General features: G+C 63.5%; 11 protein-coding genes. 8 read left to right on the top strand and 3 right to left on the bottom strand.

Annotation, left to right across the window (positions count from 1 at the left end):
• The 5 genes from LB553_RS21850 to LB553_RS21870 all read left to right on the top strand — a co-directional run.
• Positions 1–4127: translocation/assembly module TamB domain-containing protein (locus LB553_RS21850; protein ID WP_224516376.1), on the top strand; the 4127-nt coding region annotated here is incomplete at its 5' end.
• A gap of 274 nt (positions 4128–4401) precedes the next feature.
• On the top strand, positions 4402–6060 hold the full coding sequence (locus tag LB553_RS21855) for an ABC transporter substrate-binding protein (protein WP_224516377.1): 1659 nt from the start codon (positions 4402–4404) through the stop codon (positions 6058–6060).
• Positions 6061–6208: 148 nt separating this feature from the next.
• Entirely contained in the window at positions 6209–7243 is a 1035-nt protein-coding gene (locus tag LB553_RS21860; RefSeq protein WP_040984157.1) for an ABC transporter permease, read from the top strand.
• A 12-nt stretch (positions 7244–7255) separates the two neighbouring features.
• Entirely contained in the window at positions 7256–8413 is a 1158-nt protein-coding gene (locus LB553_RS21865; RefSeq protein ID WP_224516378.1) for an ABC transporter permease, read from the top strand.
• A gap of 52 nt (positions 8414–8465) precedes the next feature.
• Entirely contained in the window at positions 8466–10787 is a 2322-nt protein-coding gene (locus LB553_RS21870) for an ABC transporter ATP-binding protein (protein WP_224516379.1), read from the top strand.
• A gap of 14 nt (positions 10788–10801) precedes the next feature.
• Here LB553_RS21870 and LB553_RS21875 read toward each other — a convergent pair whose 3' ends face one another.
• Positions 10802–11392: a transglycosylase SLT domain-containing protein gene (locus tag LB553_RS21875; RefSeq protein WP_224516380.1), complete on the bottom strand. Its 591-nt coding sequence runs from the start codon at positions 11390–11392 to the stop codon at positions 10802–10804.
• A gap of 210 nt (positions 11393–11602) precedes the next feature.
• On the opposite strand from LB553_RS21875, the gene LB553_RS21880 reads away from it, so the two are divergent.
• Both LB553_RS21880 and LB553_RS21885 read left to right on the top strand, forming a co-directional pair.
• Positions 11603–13141, top strand: coding sequence for a trimethylamine methyltransferase family protein (locus tag LB553_RS21880; RefSeq protein ID WP_224516381.1), 1539 nt, complete (start codon positions 11603–11605; stop codon positions 13139–13141).
• A gap of 64 nt (positions 13142–13205) precedes the next feature.
• Positions 13206–15632 (top strand): GcvT family protein, encoded by a 2427-nt coding sequence (locus LB553_RS21885; protein ID WP_224516382.1) that lies wholly within the window; start codon positions 13206–13208, stop codon positions 15630–15632.
• Positions 15633–15716: 84 nt separating this feature from the next.
• On the opposite strand, the gene LB553_RS21890 is transcribed toward LB553_RS21885, so the two are convergent.
• A complete protein-coding gene (locus LB553_RS21890) occupies positions 15717–16109 on the bottom strand; it encodes a DoxX family protein (RefSeq protein WP_224516383.1) in 393 nt (130 codons plus the stop codon).
• A 192-nt stretch (positions 16110–16301) separates the two neighbouring features.
• Here LB553_RS21890 and LB553_RS21895 point away from each other — a divergent pair, with 192 nt between their 5' ends.
• Positions 16302–16793: a hypothetical protein gene (locus LB553_RS21895; protein WP_224516384.1), complete on the top strand. Its 492-nt coding sequence runs from the start codon at positions 16302–16304 to the stop codon at positions 16791–16793.
• Positions 16794–16822: 29 nt separating this feature from the next.
• On the opposite strand, the gene LB553_RS21900 is transcribed toward LB553_RS21895, so the two are convergent.
• Positions 16823–17599, bottom strand: coding sequence for a VOC family protein (locus LB553_RS21900; RefSeq protein ID WP_224516385.1), 777 nt, complete (start codon positions 17597–17599; stop codon positions 16823–16825).
• Between the last annotated feature and the right edge of the window lie 146 nt (positions 17600–17745).

Below are 17745 nucleotides of genomic sequence, written 5' to 3' on the forward strand. Positions count from 1 at the left end.
ACGGCAAGCGCTCGATCAGGGGTCTCAGCCTGTCGCTCGGCTCCAACAAGGTGTCGGGCGATCTCGCGCTCGACGACAAGTTCCTGCCGCTCGGCACGCTGACGCTTGCCGTGCCTGACATCGGACCGCTTGCGGCGCTCGCGGATCAGACCGCCACCGGCGACATCAACGGCACGATCGCCTTTGCCAAGGACGGCGAGGCGCCGACCGTCACCATCAATGCGGCCAGCACGTCGATCGCGCGCGGCGATCTGGCGGCGAAAGCCATCACTGTCAACGCGCTGATCGCCAACTACCTGAAAGGGCCGGCGATCTCAGGCACGATCAAGGCCGACAGCGTGACCTCCGGCAGCACGGTCATCAGCGGCATCGGCATCGACCTCAAACGGGACGGCGACTGGACGAACTTTACCGGCGGCGCCACGGCTTCCGGCATTCCGGCCACCGCCACCGGCCGCGTGAAGATCGCCAACGGCACGACCAGCGTGGAAATCGCTTCCGGCGAGGCGACGGTGCGCGGCATCAAGGCGGCCATCGCCGAGCCTTCCAGCCTCTCCATCGCCAATGGCGTGACCGCCATCGAGAAGCTCGCGCTCAATCTCGGCGGCGGCTCGGCAACCGTTTCGGGCAGCGCCGGTCAAGCGCTGGACCTGACGGCAAACCTCGTCAACCTCCCGTTGGCGCTCGCCAACGATTTCGTGCCCGGCCTTGACGGGACCGGAACGCTGGAGGGTACGGCACACGTCACGGGTCCCTCGTCCAACCCCGACATTCAGTTCAACGCGAAGGTGGCGGGCGCCGAGACCAGCCAGACCCGGCAGGCGGGGCTCGGGCCGCTGGATCTGGACGCCGCCGGCACCTACACGCTGGCGGGCGGCGTCGCCCTGGATCACGCGACGCTTTCGGGCGAAGGGATTTCAGGCAAGGCCGCCGGCACCCTCAACCCGAATGGCGCCAGCGATTTCTCCCTCGATCTTACCTCGTCCGGAGCCAGCCTGCCGTTGACGGTCGGCAGCGCCGAGAGCCCGGTCAAGATCGCGGTCCGGTCCTTGTCGGCAAAGATGGCGGGCGAAAGCACGCAAGCGCGGCTCGATGTATCCGCAATCCTGCCTTCCATTGCCGCCAGCCAGGCGACAGTGGACGGCCTCACCCTGGTGCTGCATTCGGATGCCTTCGACCTCAAGGGGCGGGCAGGTCAGGTTTCCGGCACAGTGTCGGTGGACAGGATCGGCCTCGACAATCCCGTGATCGCTCCGCTGATCGCCGGCAAGGTCACGGCCAAGGTCAATGGCCGCCTGACGACCGATGCCGTCGCCGTCAACAGTGGCTCCTTGACGAGCGATGCGCTCAACAGCCAGGTCGCCGGCCGGATATCGCTGGGTGACGGCGCGGTCGACCTCAATATGACGGCCGATGTCGCTTCTTCCGCTTTGCCGCCCGCTGCACGCGGTGTGCTTGGCGAGAGGGCGCAGTTGAGCGCCGTGCTGAAGCGCGATGCCAATGGCAATGTGAATGTCGACGGGCTGAAGCTGAATTCGGGCGCGCTCAGCGCCGATGGGCAGGCGAGCCTTGCCGACGGCAAGCTCGCCGCCGGGATCAGAGGCGCGTTGAGTGATGTTTCGGGACTGTCGAAAGACGCCAAGGGCGCCATCGCCTTTGCCTTGAACGCACAAGGCCCGGTCACCGCGCCGGACCTGTCGATGACGGTGAGCAGCGACCGGCTTTCGGTGGCGGCGCGCGAGATCACCGGGCTGAAGCTCATAGCCAGCGGCAAGGCCGATGCCGCCAATCCGGCGGCCGAAATCTCGCTGACCGGCAGCGCCGAGGGGCAGGCGCTAGACATCGCAGCCTCGCTGGTGACGGCCGACGGCAAGCGCTCGATCAGGGGTCTCAGCCTGTCGCTCGGCTCCAACAAGGTGTCGGGCGATCTCGCGCTCGACGACGCCTTCGTGCCGGTCGGCACCGTTTCGCTCGACCTGCCCGATCTTGGGCCGCTGGCCGCGCTGGCCTTGGAAAAGGCCGAAGGCAATGTGCGCGGCACGATCGCTTTTACCAAAGCAGCCAACGGACCCAATGTCGCCGTCAAGGCGAACACCTCGCAGATCAAGCGCGGCGATCTCTCCGCCAGGAATGTCGCCATCGACGCGCAGATCGCGAACTACATGGCAGCACCCGTTATCGCCTGTAAGGTGCGCGCCGAGAGCGTGACCTCCGGCGGAACCGCCATCACCGGCATCGACGTCGACCTCAAGCGCGACGGCGACTGGACCGGCTTTTCAGGCGGCGCCACCGTCAAGAATATTCCGGCCAAAGCCGCCGGCCGCGTGAAGGTCGCCAACGGCACGACGACCGTCGAGCTCGCGTCGGGCCAGGCGACGGTGCAGGGCGTCAAGGCCACGATCGCGCAGGCCTCGACGATCACCATCGCCAATGGTGTGACGACGCTAGACCGGCTGGTGCTGAACCTCGGCGGCGGCACGGCGACGGTGACGGGCAAGGTCGCGCAGGCGCTCGACATCAACGCCAATCTGGCGAGGGTGCCGATCTCGCTCGCCAACAGTTTCTCGCCGGGTCTCGACGCGGCCGGCTCGGTCTCGGGCACGGTCAAGGTCACCGGCGCGCCGGCGGCCCCCTCGGCCACCTTCAACATCGATGCTTCCGGCGTGCAGACCTCGCAGACCCGCGGCGCCGGCCTCGGCGGCATGAATGTATCGTCGTCGGGAACTTTTGTCGGCAACAAGCTCGCTTTCGACGCCAACATCAGCGATGGCGCCGGCCTCGGCCTCAAGGGCGGCGGCGCGGTGACGACGGCAGGCACGCCCACCTTGGCGCTCGACTTCAAGGGCAAGGTGCCGTTTTCCTTCCTTGCCGCCAAGCTTGCCGTGCAAGGCCTGGCGCTCAACGGCACCGCCAATGTCGATGTGCAGGTGCGCGGTCCTGCGTCCGCGCCGGTGATCAGCGGCAAAGTCACGACATCGGGCGCGCGCCTTATCGATGCGCGTTCCGGCCTGGCGGTCAACGACATCGCCGCCGACGTTTCGATCGGCGGCGGCGTCGCCAGGATAAACCGCCTAACCGGAACGCTTTCGACGCGCGGCAGCCTGTCGGCGAGCGGAACGGTAGGCATCACGCCGGCGCAGGGCTTTCCGGCCGACCTGTCAATCAAGCTCACCGATGGCCGCTACACCGACGGTCGGGTGGTGACCGCCAATCTCGGCGGCGACCTGACGATCAAGGGGCCGCTCGTCTCGGCGCCGGTGATCGCCGGCACCGTCAACCTGGGGCGGACGGTCATCACCGTTCCGGACAAACTGCCCGGGTCACTCTCGGAACTCAACGTCAAGCATAAGAATGCGCCTCGTGCCGTGCGGGCACAGGACAAGGCGTTGCACCCGGCCACGTCCAGCGGCAGCAATGGCGGCAGCGGGCTCACCCTCGACCTGACAGTGAATGCGCCCAACCAGATTTTCATCCAGGGCAGGGGCGTCGATGCCGAGCTCGGCGGATCGCTCAAGCTAACCGGCCCGGCGTCGTCGCCGCAGGCCGTCGGCACCTTCACCTTGCAGCGCGGGCGGCTAACGATCCTCGCCAAACGGCTGACATTCACGGACGGTACGGTCGGGTTCCAGGGATCGCTGGTGCCTTACCTCAATCTCACCGCGACCACGACGACAAGCAGCGCCACCGTGACAATCGTGGTTTCCGGCGAGGCGACCAATCCGAAATTCAACTTCTCTTCTGTTCCGGCGCTGCCGGAGGATGAGGTGTTGGCACAGCTGATCTTCGGCCGTTCGATGTCGAATCTTTCGCCGCTGCAGATCGCCCAGCTCGCCGACGCTGCCGCTCAATTGGCAGGCGCCGGCGGCTCGACCTCGTTGCTCGACAACCTGCGCAACGCGATCGGCATCGACGATCTCGACGTGACGACGGACGAGAAGGGCGGCACCGCGGTTTCGGCCGGCAAATACCTCAACGACCGCACCTATGTGACCATACAGAAGGGCGACAAGCCGGGCTCGGGCAAGGCCACGATCGACCTCAATGTCGGTCGCGGCGTGAAGCTGCGCGGCGAAGCCAACGATGCCGGCGAAGCCAAGGGCGGCGTCTTTTACGAACGCGAATATTGAGGCCGCCCCGGTGCTTCTCTGGCTGCCCAGAGGACTGTCCGCCGCGGGGTGGGGCCGTTATCCGTTAACATGTATTGATTTAATCGCCTGCGACGATTTTTTGGGAAATCCGCCTCGCGATAACAAATTTGCGTCATGACTGTCGCTATCGCGCGAACCGGGTTGCAGCCAAAGATGCACATTCCCTGGCATGTTCCTGCTCCATACCGTCTTTTGACAACGCGGTCTGGATGCGGAATGTTAAAAGGCGGAAAGCCAACAATGGGAGTAAGTCATGGCAATCTATAAGAGCAATGGTGATCGCGTTCCCGATCACATCCTGAAAATGGCCGAAGAAGCCAAATCGGGCGGCGTGGACCGCCGCGAATTCCTGGCTTTGGCCAGCGTCTTCGGCGCATCGACGGCAATGGCCTATGGCATGCTCGGCCTCGCCGCGCCGACCCCGGCCCGGGCCGAGGACGTGCAGGGCAAGAAGGGCGGCGTGCTCAAGGTCGCGATGTCGATCAAGGATCCGAAGGATCCGCGCACCGCCGACTGGTCCGAAATCTCCAATGCCGAGCGCCAGGCGCTCGAGCCGCTGGTGAAATACACGAAGGAATACACCTTCGCGCCCTACCTCCTGGCGAGCTGGGACATCAATGACGACGCCACCGAATACACGCTGCATGTGCGGCCGGGCGTCGAATGGAACAATGGCGACAAATTCACCGCCGACGACGTGATCTACAATTTCACCCGCTGGGCGGACAAGGGCGCGGAAGGCAATTCTATGCCTGGCCGCCTCGGCAGCCTCGTCGACGAGAAGACCAAGAAGCTGCGCGAAGGCTCCGTCGTCAAGGTCGACGACATGACGATCAAGCTGAAGCTTTCCAAGCCCGACATCGCCATCATCCCGAACCTTTGCGACTATCCGGCGCTGGTCGTGCACAAGACCTTCGACGAGAAGGGCGCGAACTTCAAGAATTGCCCGATCGGCACCGGTCCGTTCGAGCTCGTCTCCTACGACGTCGGCCAGAAGGTGGTCTACAAGCGCCGCACGACCGGCAAGTGGTGGCAGGGCGAGGCCTTCCTCGACGGCGTGGAGTTCATCGACTACGGCACCGATCCGGCCGCGACCGTCTCGGCCTTCGAGTCGGGCGAAGTCCACACCAACCACGAAACGACCGCCGACTATATCAAGATCATTGCCGACGTCGGCGCGCCGGTCTCGGAAGTCGTGACGGCGGCCACCGTGGTGTCGCGCTTCAACGTCACGCACAAGCCCTATGACAACCAGAAGGTTCGTCAGGCGATGTTGCTTGCCGTCGACAACGCCACCGTGCTGCAGCTCGGCTACGGCAATGCCGGCACCCCGGCCGAAAACCACCATGTCGCGCCGATCCATCCGGAATATGTCAAGCTGCCGGAGATCAAGCGCGACATCGCCAAAGCCAAGCAGATGCTGACGGAAGCCGGCGCGATCGATTTCGAGCACGAGCTGATCAGCAACGACGAGGACTACCACAAGAACACCACGGACGCGATCGCCGCCCAGCTGCGCGAAGCCGGCATCAAGGTGAAGCGCACCGTGCTGCCAAGCTCGACCTTCTGGAATGACTGGACGAAGTATCCCTTCTCGGAAACCAACTGGAACATGCGCCCGCTGGGCATCCAGGTGATCGCCATCGCATACCGCAGCGGCGAAGCGTGGAACGAGACGGCTTACGCCAATCCGGATTTCGACAAGAAGGTGAACGAGGCGCTCGGCATCGCCGATGCAGAGAAGCGCAAGATTGTGATGAAGGATATCGAGCAGACCTTGCAGGATTCCGGCATCATCATCCAGCCTTACTGGCGCAAGCTCTACATCAATATCAAGCCCGAGGTGAAGAACCACTCGATGCACCCGACCTACGAGCACGACTTCGGCAAGGTCTGGCTCGAGCAGGCATGATCCATGGCGCGATGAATACGAGGGGCGGCGGCCCCTCGTATTCGCAGCTTCGTCGCCGTTGCATATCCTGCAGCGGTGGCGAGGCGTCATCCGCCTTTCGAAACAGGGTTGAACGTATCTGACCCCAACCCGGCCGGCAGGGGGGCACATGTTCTCATTCATCGCCAGACGCATCGGCACGATACTGCTCACGATGCTGTGCCTGACGCTGGTCGTCTTCTTCCTCGTCAATCTCGAGCCCAATCTGAAGAAACTGGCGATCAGCCAGACTGAGATGCACACGCCCGCCGACCAGCTCGAAAGCTGGCTGGTCAACCATGGCTACCGGCAGAACTTCTTCCTGCGCTACGGCCAGTGGCTGGGCGTCCTGCCGAAGCATCCGATCACCGATCCGGCGACCGGCAAGACGACGCAGCGCTTCTCCTTCTGCAATGATCCGACCGAGCCGCAATTCTCCGGCGTGCTGCAAGGCGATTTCGGCTGCTCGACCAAGTTCAAGACGACGGTCGCGGCCAAGCTGTTCCCCGCGCTGGGCGCCACCGGATTGCTGATGTTCTGGGTGCTGGCGGTGATGGTGCCGATCTCGCTTTTGATCGGCATTCTCGCCGGCATGCGCGAAGGCTCGCGAACCGACCGTGTGCTGTCAGTGGCCTCGATCGCCTCGACGGCCACGCCCGAATATGTGTCGGGTGTCATCTTCACCGTCATCTTCGCATCCTGGCTCGGCTGGCTGAACGGCTCGGCGGCGTCCGCCAGCCAGGGCATCACCTTCTACAATTTCACGCTGCCGGTGATCACGCTGGCGATCTACGGCATCGGCTATATCGCACGCATGACACGCGCCTCGATGGTCGAGGTGATGACGCAGCAATATATCCGCACCGCCCGGCTGAAGGGCCTGTCCTTCAGTAGCGTGGTGATCAAGCATGCGTTGCGCAACGCGCTGATCGCGCCGTTCACCGTCATCATGCTGCAGTTTCCGTGGCTGCTCACCGGCGTCGTCATCGTCGAGGTGATGTTCCGCTACCAGGGGTTCGGCTACACGCTGGTCGAGGCGGCCGGCAACAACGACATCGACCTGCTGCTCGGCTGCTCGCTGGTCTCGGTGTTCATCGTGCTGATCACGCAGCTGATTTCCGACGTCGGCTACGCGTTTCTCAATCCGCGTATCAGGGTTCAGTAGAGGGCAGCGCCGATGCAAACCGAATATATCAGCGCCTTCGACGTGGTTCTCGGTGTGCTCTGGCGGTTCTGGCCGGTGTGGGTCGCGCTCATCCTGGTGATGGGCGCCAGCTTTGCCTACAAGAAGCGGCTCGGGCTCTACGGCCAGCTCTTCGACAGCGGCGTCGGTATTGCCGGCGTCTTCATCTGCCTGTTCTGGCTGTTCACGGCGATCTTCGCCTCCACCATCTCGCCCTTCGATCCGCTGGCGCAGGTCTCGGTGATGAAGGACACGCTGCCCGGCGCGATCGAGCCGGCGTCGAAGCTCGTCTATTATTTCGGCGGCGACAAGCTCGCCCGCGACGTGTTCTCGCGCATGGTCTATGGCAGCCAGATCGTGCTGATCATCGCGCCGGCCGCCACCGGTTTCGCGCTGATGGTCGGCATCACGCTCGGCCTGCCGGCCGGTTATTATGGCGGCAAGATCGACACGCTCTTGTCGTTCCTTGCCAATCTGGTGCTGGCCTTCCCGGTCATTCTTTTGTTCTATCTGCTGGTGACGCCGGGCATCATGGACACGCCGATCCCCTATGGCATGGCGGGATTGTTCTTCCTGTTCCCGATCATCTTCTTCTGCGTGCTGTTCTGGACGCGCTACAAGAAACGGCCGGACCGGCTCTATATCCTACTCGGCATTACGCTGGTCTTAGGCGGCTGGATTTATGCGGGCCTGGTCTTCGACAAGGACCCGCTGCACATCGTGCACATCGATCCCAACCAGCTCAACATCTTCGTGGCGGTGGTGTTCGCCTCCAGCCCCGGCGTGTTCCGCATCGTGCGCGGGCTGACCATGGACATCAAGACGCGCGACTATGTGGCGGCGGCGCAGACGCGCGGTGAATCGCCCTGGTACATCATGTTGTGGGAGATCCTGCCCAATGCGCGCGGTCCGCTGATCGTCGATGCCTGTCTGCGCATCGGCTACACGACTATCCTGCTCGGAACGCTCGGCTATTTCGGCCTGGGCCTGGCGCCGGAGAGCCCCGATTGGGGCACCGCGATCAAGGACGCCAGCCGGCTATTGCGGTCCTTCATCCACCCGGCGCTGCCGCCCACGATCGCGCTGATGTCGTTCGTGCTGGGGCTGAACCTGTTGGCGGACTCGCTGCGCGAACAGTCGATGAAGGATTGATGGTGGGGGTTCAGGCCCTACCTGCTGAAACAATTTAGGATTGGAGCGACCCATGAACGAGGCAGTTCGAAATCCGGCTCAACCAATCATCGAGATCGAGAACCTCTCGATCTCCTTCTTCACCCGCAAGGGCGAGATCCCGGCCGTGATGGATTTTTCCTGCACGGTCATGCCCGGCGAGGCGATGGGCATCGTCGGCGAGTCCGGCTGCGGCAAGTCGACCGTGTCGCTCGGCATCATGCGCGACCTCTCCAATATCGGGAAGATCGTCGGCGGCAAGATCAAATTCCAGGGCAAGGACATGGGTGAGCTCTCCGAGGATGAGCTGCGCTCGATCCGCGGCAACAAGATCGCCATGATCTACCAGGAGCCGATGGCGAGCCTTAACCCGGCGATGAAGATCGGCCAGCAGCTGATGGAAGTGCCGCTGATCCACGACAAGGTGTCGAAGGAAGAGGCGTACAACCGCGCCCTGGAGATGGTGCGGGCGGTGAAGCTGCCCGATCCTGAGCGCATGATGCGCTCCTATCCGCACCAGCTTTCCGGCGGGCAGCAGCAGCGCATTGTGATCGCCATGGCGCTGCTGTCGAAACCGGCGCTGCTTCTGCTCGACGAGCCGACCACCGCGCTCGACGTCACCGTCGAGGCCGGCATCGTCGAGCTGGTCAAGGGTCTGGGCGAGAAGTTCGGCACCTCGATGATCTTCGTGTCGCACAATCTCGGCCTCATTCTCGAGACCTGCGACAAGATCACGGTGATGTATTCCGGCGAGGCGGTCGAGACCGGCAAGATCGAGGACGTGTTCGACCGGATGCGCCATCCCTACACGCAAGGGCTGTTCCGTTCGATCCCGCTGCCGGGCGCCGACAAGAATTCACGGCCGCTGATCTCCATTCCCGGCCAGTTGCCGCTGCCGCATGAGCGGCCGAAGGGCTGCAATTTCGGTCCGCGCTGCCACCATTTCGTCGAGGGCGTCTGCAATGCGGCGGAAATCCCGATGATCCCGGTCGAGGGCCATGAGGGGCATTTCTCGCGCTGCGTGCGCTTCAACGAGATCGACTGGGAGGCGCTGCCGCCCGGCGCCAAGAAGGTCAACGAAAAGGTCGAGCCCGGCGCGCCGGTGCTGAAGATTCAGGATCTCAAGAAGTATTACAAGGTCGGCGGCAGCGAGGTGTTCGGCTCAAGCGAAGGCCGCGTCGTCAAGGCCAACGAGACGATCTCGTTCACCGCGCGCGAATCCGAGACGGTGGCGATCGTCGGCGAGTCCGGCTGCGGAAAGTCGACGCTGGCCAAGGTGCTGCTGGGCCTCGAGACCGCCAGCTCCGGCACGGTGACTTTAGCCAACAAGGAGATTCAGTCGACAGGCATCGAGAAACGCGGCGTCGATACGGTGTCGTCGATCCAGATGGTGTTCCAGAACCCGTTCGACACGCTGAACCCCAGCCACACGGTCGGCTCGCAGATCATCCGCACGCTGGAGAAGTTCAATGTCGGCAAGAATGTCGCAGAGCGGCGCCAGCGCATGCTGGAACTGCTCGACCTAGTGAAGCTGCCGCGCGCCTTCGAGACCCGCAAGCCGCGCCAGCTATCGGGCGGCCAGAAGCAGCGCATCGGCGTCGCGCGCGCCTTTGCCGGCGACGCCAAGGTGGTGGTGGCCGACGAGCCGGTCTCGGCGCTCGACGTCTCGGTGCAGGCAGCGGTGACCGAGCTGTTGATGGATATCCAGCGCAAGAACAAGACGACGATGCTGTTCATCAGCCACGATCTGTCGGTGGTGCGCTACATCGCCGACCGCGTCGTCGTCATGTATCTCGGCTATATCGTCGAGCAAGGCACGACCGACCAGATATTCTCGCCGCCTTACCATCCCTATACCGAGGCGCTGCTGTCGGCGATCCCGATCGCCGACACCAGCGTGGTCAAGAAACATATCGTGCTGGAAGGCGACATTCCCTCGGCAATGAACCCGCCGACCGGCTGCCCCTTCCAGACGCGCTGCGGCTACAAGAAGCTGGTCCCCGACAATCTGTGCGAGACGAAAGTGCCGCCGGTGAAGAATCTCGGCGGCGGCCATACGAGCCTGTGCTGGCTTTCGGACGACGTGCTGGCCAGGATGGAGCCGGTCATCAGGTTCGACAAGGAACATGCCGCGCGTGAAGGCGTGCCGGACGACGCGCCGCAGGGCGAGGGGCCGGGCTTTGCTGGTTCGCCGCCGCAGCGTCCTGACGGCAAAAACGCCAGCGCGGAGGCCGACGCGATCGGAAAAGGCGTCGAGGACAACGACGAGGTGCTCAAAGCCCGTCGCCACGAAGTGCGCGACGAGGATTCGGAAACCGGTGTCTCAAGGCCGAAGGACACGACAAGGCGGCACTAACCCGGGGACGGTTGTCAGCTGCCGCATTGCCGTAGCTGCGCCTGGTAGTCGCGGGCCATCTGGTCGGTGGCGCGCGCGTAGCTTTGAACGCCGGCGTCGCCGCGGTTGCCGCGGCCATAGGCTGTCCAGCCGAGATAGTAGGCCAGATAGAGGTTGTAGGTGTCGTTGCGGGCGACACCGAAAGTGTCGGCGGTCTTGGAGTGGTACCAGCCAACGAAATCGATGGCGTCGGCAAAGTGCGTGCGGCGCGCCGCCCAGTTGCCGGTCTCGCTTTGATATTGCGACCATGTGCCGTCCAGCGCCTGCGAGTAGCCGGTGGCGCTCGAGACATGCGTCCACGGGATGAAGCCGAGCAGCTTGGTGCGCGGCGGGCGGGCATTGCTCTTGAAGCCGGATTCCTTGCGCACCGTCGCCATCAGCACGGGAACGGGAATGCCGTATTTCTGCTCGGTCCGCTCGGCGGCGGATTGCCAGTTGTCGAACCAGCCGTCATTCTGGTCGAAGACGGCGCAGACATTGTTGATGTGGCTGGGCGCCGTCGCGCATGCCGAAAGCGCCAGCAGCACGGGAACAGCGACAATTTTACTAAAACTCGACCTACACATTAGAAGACGAATAGGCCGAAATCATAAAAGGAGTGTTGCGCGCTTCCTTAACGCGGGCTGGGAGGTGCGAAAAGCTGAGTATCGATATTTCGACTGCTCGTGTCGCTATTCTTTTCCTCGATTTTGAAAAATGCCGCCTTGGCTAAAATCACGCCGGCAAATGGCGAATTCCTGACAGCTCGCATGTGATGCCGGCGCTCTGATGCGCGCATGAGCGAACCAAGACGCAAGCGCGGTGCCGAGCGCATCAGCAACCGGGGACCAGCCGCCATCCCGCAACTGCCGGCGCGGCGGGTGGAGAATCCCTATGCGCCGATGGAGCTGCTGTCGGCCGACCAGATCGAGGCCATCCACCAGGCATCGATGCACATCCTGGAGAATTTCGGTATCGAGGTGATGAGCGCACGCGCCCTGTCGCTGTTCGAGCGCGCCGGCGCCAGGGTCGACCATGGCTCGATGAATGTGCGTATCGATCGCGGCATGGTCGAGGAGGCGCTGAAGTCGACGCGCAGCAATTACACGCTTACTCCGCGCAATCCCGCTCGGGCCATCCATCTTGGCGGCAGCATCATCAATTTCACGCTCGTTGCCGGCCCGCCCAATGTGCACGACATGGAGCGCGGCCGTCGCGCCGGCAACCTTGCGGATTATTCGGACCTTGTGCGGCTGGCGCAGCATTTCAACTGTATCCACATGCTGGGCAACCAGGTCTGCGCGCCGATCGAGCTGCCGGCGAACACGCGGCACATGGACACCTATTTCGCCAACCTGACGCTGACCGACAAATGTTTTCATGTCTCGGCGATCGGCCGGGGCAGGGCGCGGGACGGCATCGAGATGATGGCGATCGCGCGCGGGCTGACGCTCGAGCAGATGGGAGAGGATCCGGGCGTCACCACCATCATTTCGGTCAACTCGCCGCGCCGCTTCGACGAAATGATGGCCGAAGGGCTGATGACGATGGCCGAATACGGCCAGTCGGTGGCAGTGACGCCGTTCACGCTGATGGGCGCGATGAGCCCGGTGACGCTTGCCGGCGCGCTGGCGCAGCAGAACGCCGAGGCGTTGTTCGGCATCGTGCTGACGCAGCTCGTGCGTCCGGGCGCGCCGGTGATGTATGGCGCCTTCACCTCCAATGTCGACATGAAGTCGGGTGCGCCGGCCTTCGGCACGCCGGAAAACACCAAGGCCAACATCGCTTCGGGACAGCTGGCACGGCGCTACAAATTGCCTTACCGCACGACGCCTGGCTCGGCCTCCAACGCCGCCGATGCGCAGGGCGCCTATGAGACCATGATGGCGCTGTGGGGCGCGGTGCTCGGCCACGGCAATCTCGTCTATCATGCCGCCGGCTGGCAGGAGGGCGGGCTGACGGCCTCGTTCGAAAAGCTCATCATCGACGTCGAGATGATCCAGCACATGATGGAATTCCTGCGGCCGATCGCGGTCGACGATGCGGAGCTTGCGGTGGAGGCGCTGGGCGCGGTGCCGACCGGCGGCCATTTCTTCGGCGAGCCGCACACGCTGGAGCGCTACGCCACCGCCTTCTACCAGCCGATGCTTTCCAACTGGCAGAATTACGAGGCCTGGCAGGAGGCGGGCGCGCTCGACACGACGGCGCGCGCGACGCGGCTGTGGAAGAAGGCGCTGGAGGAATATGTCCAGCCGGCCATGGATCCCGCCGTGCGCGAGGCGCTCGAAGCCTATATGGCGCGCCGCAAGGAAGCGATCGGGCAGGGTGAGCCGTGAGGAAACAGCTTCCCATCCTGATTCATTTCAATCTCTCAACTCACTGAACCAACGAGAAAAGTCCATGAAGTCGCATGCAAAGGTCGTAGTCATCGGCGGCGGTGTCGTCGGATGCTCGGTGCTGTTCCATCTTGCCCGCCATGGCTGGACCGATGTCGTGCTTTTGGAGCGCGACGAGCTGACTTCCGGTTCGACCTGGCATGCGGCCGGCGGCATGCACACCATCAACGGCGACCCCAACGTCGCCAAGCTGCAGAAATACACGATCTCGCTTTATAAGGAGATCGAGGAGCTTTCCGGCCAAGCAACCGGCGTGCATCTCACCGGCGGCGTGCTTCTGGCGGCGACCGAGGCTCGGCTCGACTGGCTGCGCGGCGTGGTTTCCAAGGGCCGCTATCTCGGCATCGATCTCGAAGTGATCTCGGCCAAGGAAGCGGCGGAATTGATGCCGCTCATCGATCCCAGCCAGTTTGTCGGCGCCGTGCGCAACAAGGAGGACGGTCACCTCGATCCGTCCGGCGTGACGCATGCCTATGCCAAGGCGGCGCGGAAACTGGGGGCCGAGGTCGAGCGCTTCACCAAGGTCGAGGACATCGTGCGCCGTCCCGACGGGCTCTGGCGGGTCATCACCAACAAGGGCGATATCATTGCCGAGCATGTCGTCAATGCCGGCGGGCTCTGGGCGCGCGAGGTCGGCCGCATGGTCGGCCTGGAGCTGCCGGTCCTAGCCATGGAGCACATGTACCTGATCACCGAGGACATGCCGGAAGTCGCCGATTGGAACAAGAAGACCGGCACCGAGATCATCCACGCGGTCGATTTCGACGGCGAGCTCTATCTGCGCCAGGAGCGCGGCGGCATGCTCATGGGCACCTACGAGAAGGCGAACAAGGTCTGGTCCGAATTTTCCACGCCATGGAATTTCGGCCATGAACTCTTGGAGCCGGACATCGACCGCATCGCGCCGTCGCTGGAAGTCGGCTTCCGCCATTTCCCCGCTTTCCAGAAAACCGGCATCAAGCAGATCATCAACGGCCCCTTCACCTTCGCCCCTGACGGCAATCCGCTGGTCGGTCCGGTGCGCGGCCTGCCGGGCTTCTGGGTCGCCTGCGGCGTCATGGCAGGCTTCAGCCAGGGCGGCGGCGTCGGGCTTGCGCTCTCCAACTGGATGATCGAGGACGATCCGGGCGCCGACATCTGGGCGATGGACGTGGCGCGCTATGGCGACTGGGCGACGATGGCCTACACCAACGCCAAGGTGCGCGAGAACTATTCGCGCCGTTTTTCAATCCGCTTCCCCAATGAGGAACTGCCGGCCGGGCGGCCGCTGAAGACGACGCCTCTCTATGACACGCTTGCCGCCAAGGGCGCGCAATGGGGCGTGTCGTACGGCTTGGAAGTGCCGCTCTGGTATGCGCCGGATGGCGTCAAGGACGAGTTTTCCTGGCGGCGCTCGACCGACTTCGACCATGTCGCCAAGGAAGTCGCGTCGGTACGCAACGGCGTCGGCCTGTCGGAGATTTCGAACTTCGCCAAATACAAGGTGACGGGCGAGGGCGCGGCCGCCTGGCTCGATCGGATACTTGCCTGCAAGCTGCCCAAGCGTGGTCGCATGACGCTAGCGCCGATGCTGAAGGAGGACGGCAAGCTGATCGGCGATTTCACTTTAGCCAACATCGACGACGCAGAGTGGTTCATCGCCGGCTCAGGTATCGCCGAGCAATATCATATGCGCTGGTTCGAGGCGCATCTGCCCAAGGACGGCTCGGTGCGCATCGAGGCGCTGGGGCAGAAGCTCACCGGTCTTGCGATCGCCGGGCCGAAGGCGAGGGCGGTGCTCGCCAAAGTAACCCGCGCCGACGTTTCCAGCGCGGCCTTCCCCTTCATGGCGGTTGCGCGAATGGATATCGGCATGGCGCCATGCCTGGTCGGCCGCGTCAGCTACACCGGCGACCTCGGCTATGAGATCTGGGTGGCGCCGGAATACCAGCGCGCCGCCTACCAGACGCTGCTGGCTGCGGGCGAGGAATTTTCGATCGGCCTATTCGGCTCGCGCGCGCTCAATGCACTGAGGCTGGAAAAGAATTACGGCTCATGGGCGCGGGAGTACCGGCCGATCTACGGGCCGGTCGAGGCCGGACTCGACCGCTTCGTCGCCTATGGCAAGGACGCCGATTTCATCGGCAAGCAAGCGGCGCTCGCCGAGCGCAAACAAGGCGGCAAGCTCAGGCTGCGCGCCTTTCTCGTCGAGGCCGCCGATGCCGATGTGATCGGCGACGAGGCGATCTGGCATGACGGCGTCGTACGCGGCTGGGTCACCTCCGGCGGCTTCGCGCACAATTCCAAGACGTCGGTCGCCATGGGCTATGTGCTGAAGGAGATCGCCGACAGACCGGACGGTTTCGAGATCGAGATCCTCGGCAAGCGCCACAAGGCGCGCGTCCAGGCGGCGCCGCTCTTCGATGCCAATTTCGAGCGGATGCGCGGCTAGAGCAATTCCAGGAAAAGTGCGAAGCGGTTTTCCGTCCGGAATTGCGTCAAAGCAAAAAGCCTCCAGGCGCGCACCCTTGGATGCTCAGGCGCTGCGGCGGTTATCCAGCGCGAAGGCGCCGGACCCGGCGAAGATCAGGTAGAGGAAGATGAAGCAGAAGGAGATCGCCGAGTCGCCGCCGTTGTTGACGGGGAAGAAGTCTCGCGGAAAGTGCGCCATGAAATAGGCGATGGCCATTTCGCCGGCCAGAAGGAAGGCGACCGGGCGGGTGAAGAGGCCAAGCGCCAACAGGATGCCGCCGGCGAATTCGAGGATACCGGCAGCCGTCGTCAGCCCGGTGAGGGTGTGCGGCTCGGCGCTGACCGGGAAGTTGAACAGCTTCTGCGAGCCATGTTCGATGAACTGCAAGGCGGTTATGATGCGCAACACGCCCAGCGCTGGCGGACGGTACTGGGCAAGGCTTTTGAAAAGCTTCATCTCAACTCCATTTTACCCCCCTCGGCCTTAGTTTATCGCCCGCCGATGGACCACTCACATCGCATGGGCCGCCATCAACAATCGGTGAGTGGAAATGGCTTCAAATCCCATATCCTTCTCGTTATGGTTGCATATGTATTCTTATGGTTGTATTACTAGGGTGAAGTATCAAACCAGGCGGGTCCCTCAACCATGAAAAAAGTCGTCATCATCAGCCTATTCGCAATCCTTGCGGGCACCAGCTTCGCCGCGGCCGCCGATACCGGCTGCGATGCCTTCAAATGGCCGGTCACGCGCGAGCAGGCCCTGTTTGCGGCAGCGCAAGCCGCCCAGTCCGGCGCTACCCTCACGGTCGGGCGAGCGGTGGATTTCTCGCTCGCGGCTGTCGACACGGTGAGCTTTGAGGTGCCGCCGGACCGTGCACCGAAAGCCGGCACCTTCGGCGCGACGGCAAATGTGACCGTGCCGCCTGACGGCGAGATCCAGTTCAGCCTGTCCGACGAGGCCTGGATCGATGTCGTGCAGGACGGCAAGACCGTGAAATCGGCGGCTGTCAGCGGCGTCAAGAACTGCCCGGGGATTCGCAAGAGCGTGCGCTTCAAGCTCCAGGGCGGCGCGGCCATCGTCCAGCTCAGCGGAGCGAAAAAGGCCGATCTGAAGCTGGCAGTGCTGACGCCGGAGTGATCCGGCGCCAGTCTGTCAGGTAGGCACTGCTACCGTGCCGGCGCCAGCAAAGCGAAATGCGCGCCTTGCGGGTCTTGGCACTGGATGATCCACTGACCGCTCGGCACGTCCATCGGACCCATGATGACCTTGCCGCCATTGTCGGTGACGCGTTTGGCAGCGGCGTCGATGGCGTCGACGTTGAAATAGAACTGCCAGACGGGAACCGGGATCTGCGGCGGCTTGTTCATGATGCCGCCGCCGGATTCGGGGCCGGCGCCGAAGGTCTGGTAGATACCCATCTCGCCCATGTCGAACTGGCCGGCACTCTCCCAGCCGAACTGGCTGGAATAGAAATCGAAAGCGGCTTTCCAGTCCGAAGTGTAGAGCTCATGCCAGCCGACATGGCCGGGCGTGGTCGCCGGCACCGGCGGCTGCTCCGGCTGGTTGGGCTGCAAGAACATGAAGGAAGCTCCTTGCGGATCGGCGACGACGGCGAAGCGGCCGACGCCCGGAATGTCGTCCGGCGCGCGATGGACCGCACCGCCGGCGTCCTTGAGCGCTTGCGTCGAGGCGTCGGCGTCCTTGGTGTAGATGTAGCCCATCCAGGCCGGCGGCATATCCATCTTGGCGGGCTCCTCCGGCATCGTCATCAGCCCGCCGACGCCGCGTACGCTGGAATTCACCACGATGTAGCGGGGCATGCCGGGCGCCTTGTCGAAGGGTTCGGCTTTCCAGCCGACAACGGCGGTGTAGAAAGCCTCGGCGGCGTCGAGGTCGGTGGTCATCAACTCGTACCAGAAGAAAGGCTGCGGGGATTTCGGCATGGTCGGTCTCCTCACGGTTCGGGCAGCGATCGCGGTTCGATTCATCCTAGGACGATCCTGGCGCCAGAAATCCGACATCTGGGCCAGAATTCGAGGACGGCAAGCGGCTTAGGGTGTGTTGAGATTCAGGGTCAGGCCAAGCCGAA

It is taken from the genome of Mesorhizobium sp. CA8 (genome assembly GCF_020164955.1).
Lineage (GTDB): Bacteria > Pseudomonadota > Alphaproteobacteria > Rhizobiales > Rhizobiaceae > Mesorhizobium.

What these genes read in the sequence shown, in the direction of transcription:
- LB553_RS21875 (WP_224516380.1), bottom strand. Translation starts at nt 11,392, where the DNA reads ATGTGTAGGTCGAGTTTTAGTAAAATTGTCGCTGTTCCCGTGCTGCTG.
- LB553_RS21865 (WP_224516378.1), top strand. Translation starts at nt 7,256, where the DNA reads ATGCAAACCGAATATATCAGCGCCTTCGACGTGGTTCTCGGTGTGCTC.
- LB553_RS21855 (WP_224516377.1), top strand. Translation starts at nt 4,402, where the DNA reads ATGGCAATCTATAAGAGCAATGGTGATCGCGTTCCCGATCACATCCTG.
- LB553_RS21860 (WP_040984157.1), top strand. Translation starts at nt 6,209, where the DNA reads ATGTTCTCATTCATCGCCAGACGCATCGGCACGATACTGCTCACGATG.
- LB553_RS21885 (WP_224516382.1), top strand. Translation starts at nt 13,206, where the DNA reads ATGAAGTCGCATGCAAAGGTCGTAGTCATCGGCGGCGGTGTCGTCGGA.
- LB553_RS21870 (WP_224516379.1), top strand. Translation starts at nt 8,466, where the DNA reads ATGAACGAGGCAGTTCGAAATCCGGCTCAACCAATCATCGAGATCGAG.
- LB553_RS21900 (WP_224516385.1), bottom strand. Translation starts at nt 17,599, where the DNA reads ATGCCGAAATCCCCGCAGCCTTTCTTCTGGTACGAGTTGATGACCACC.
- LB553_RS21880 (WP_224516381.1), top strand. Translation starts at nt 11,603, where the DNA reads ATGAGCGAACCAAGACGCAAGCGCGGTGCCGAGCGCATCAGCAACCGG.
- LB553_RS21895 (WP_224516384.1), top strand. Translation starts at nt 16,302, where the DNA reads ATGAAAAAAGTCGTCATCATCAGCCTATTCGCAATCCTTGCGGGCACC.
- LB553_RS21890 (WP_224516383.1), bottom strand. Translation starts at nt 16,109, where the DNA reads ATGAAGCTTTTCAAAAGCCTTGCCCAGTACCGTCCGCCAGCGCTGGGC.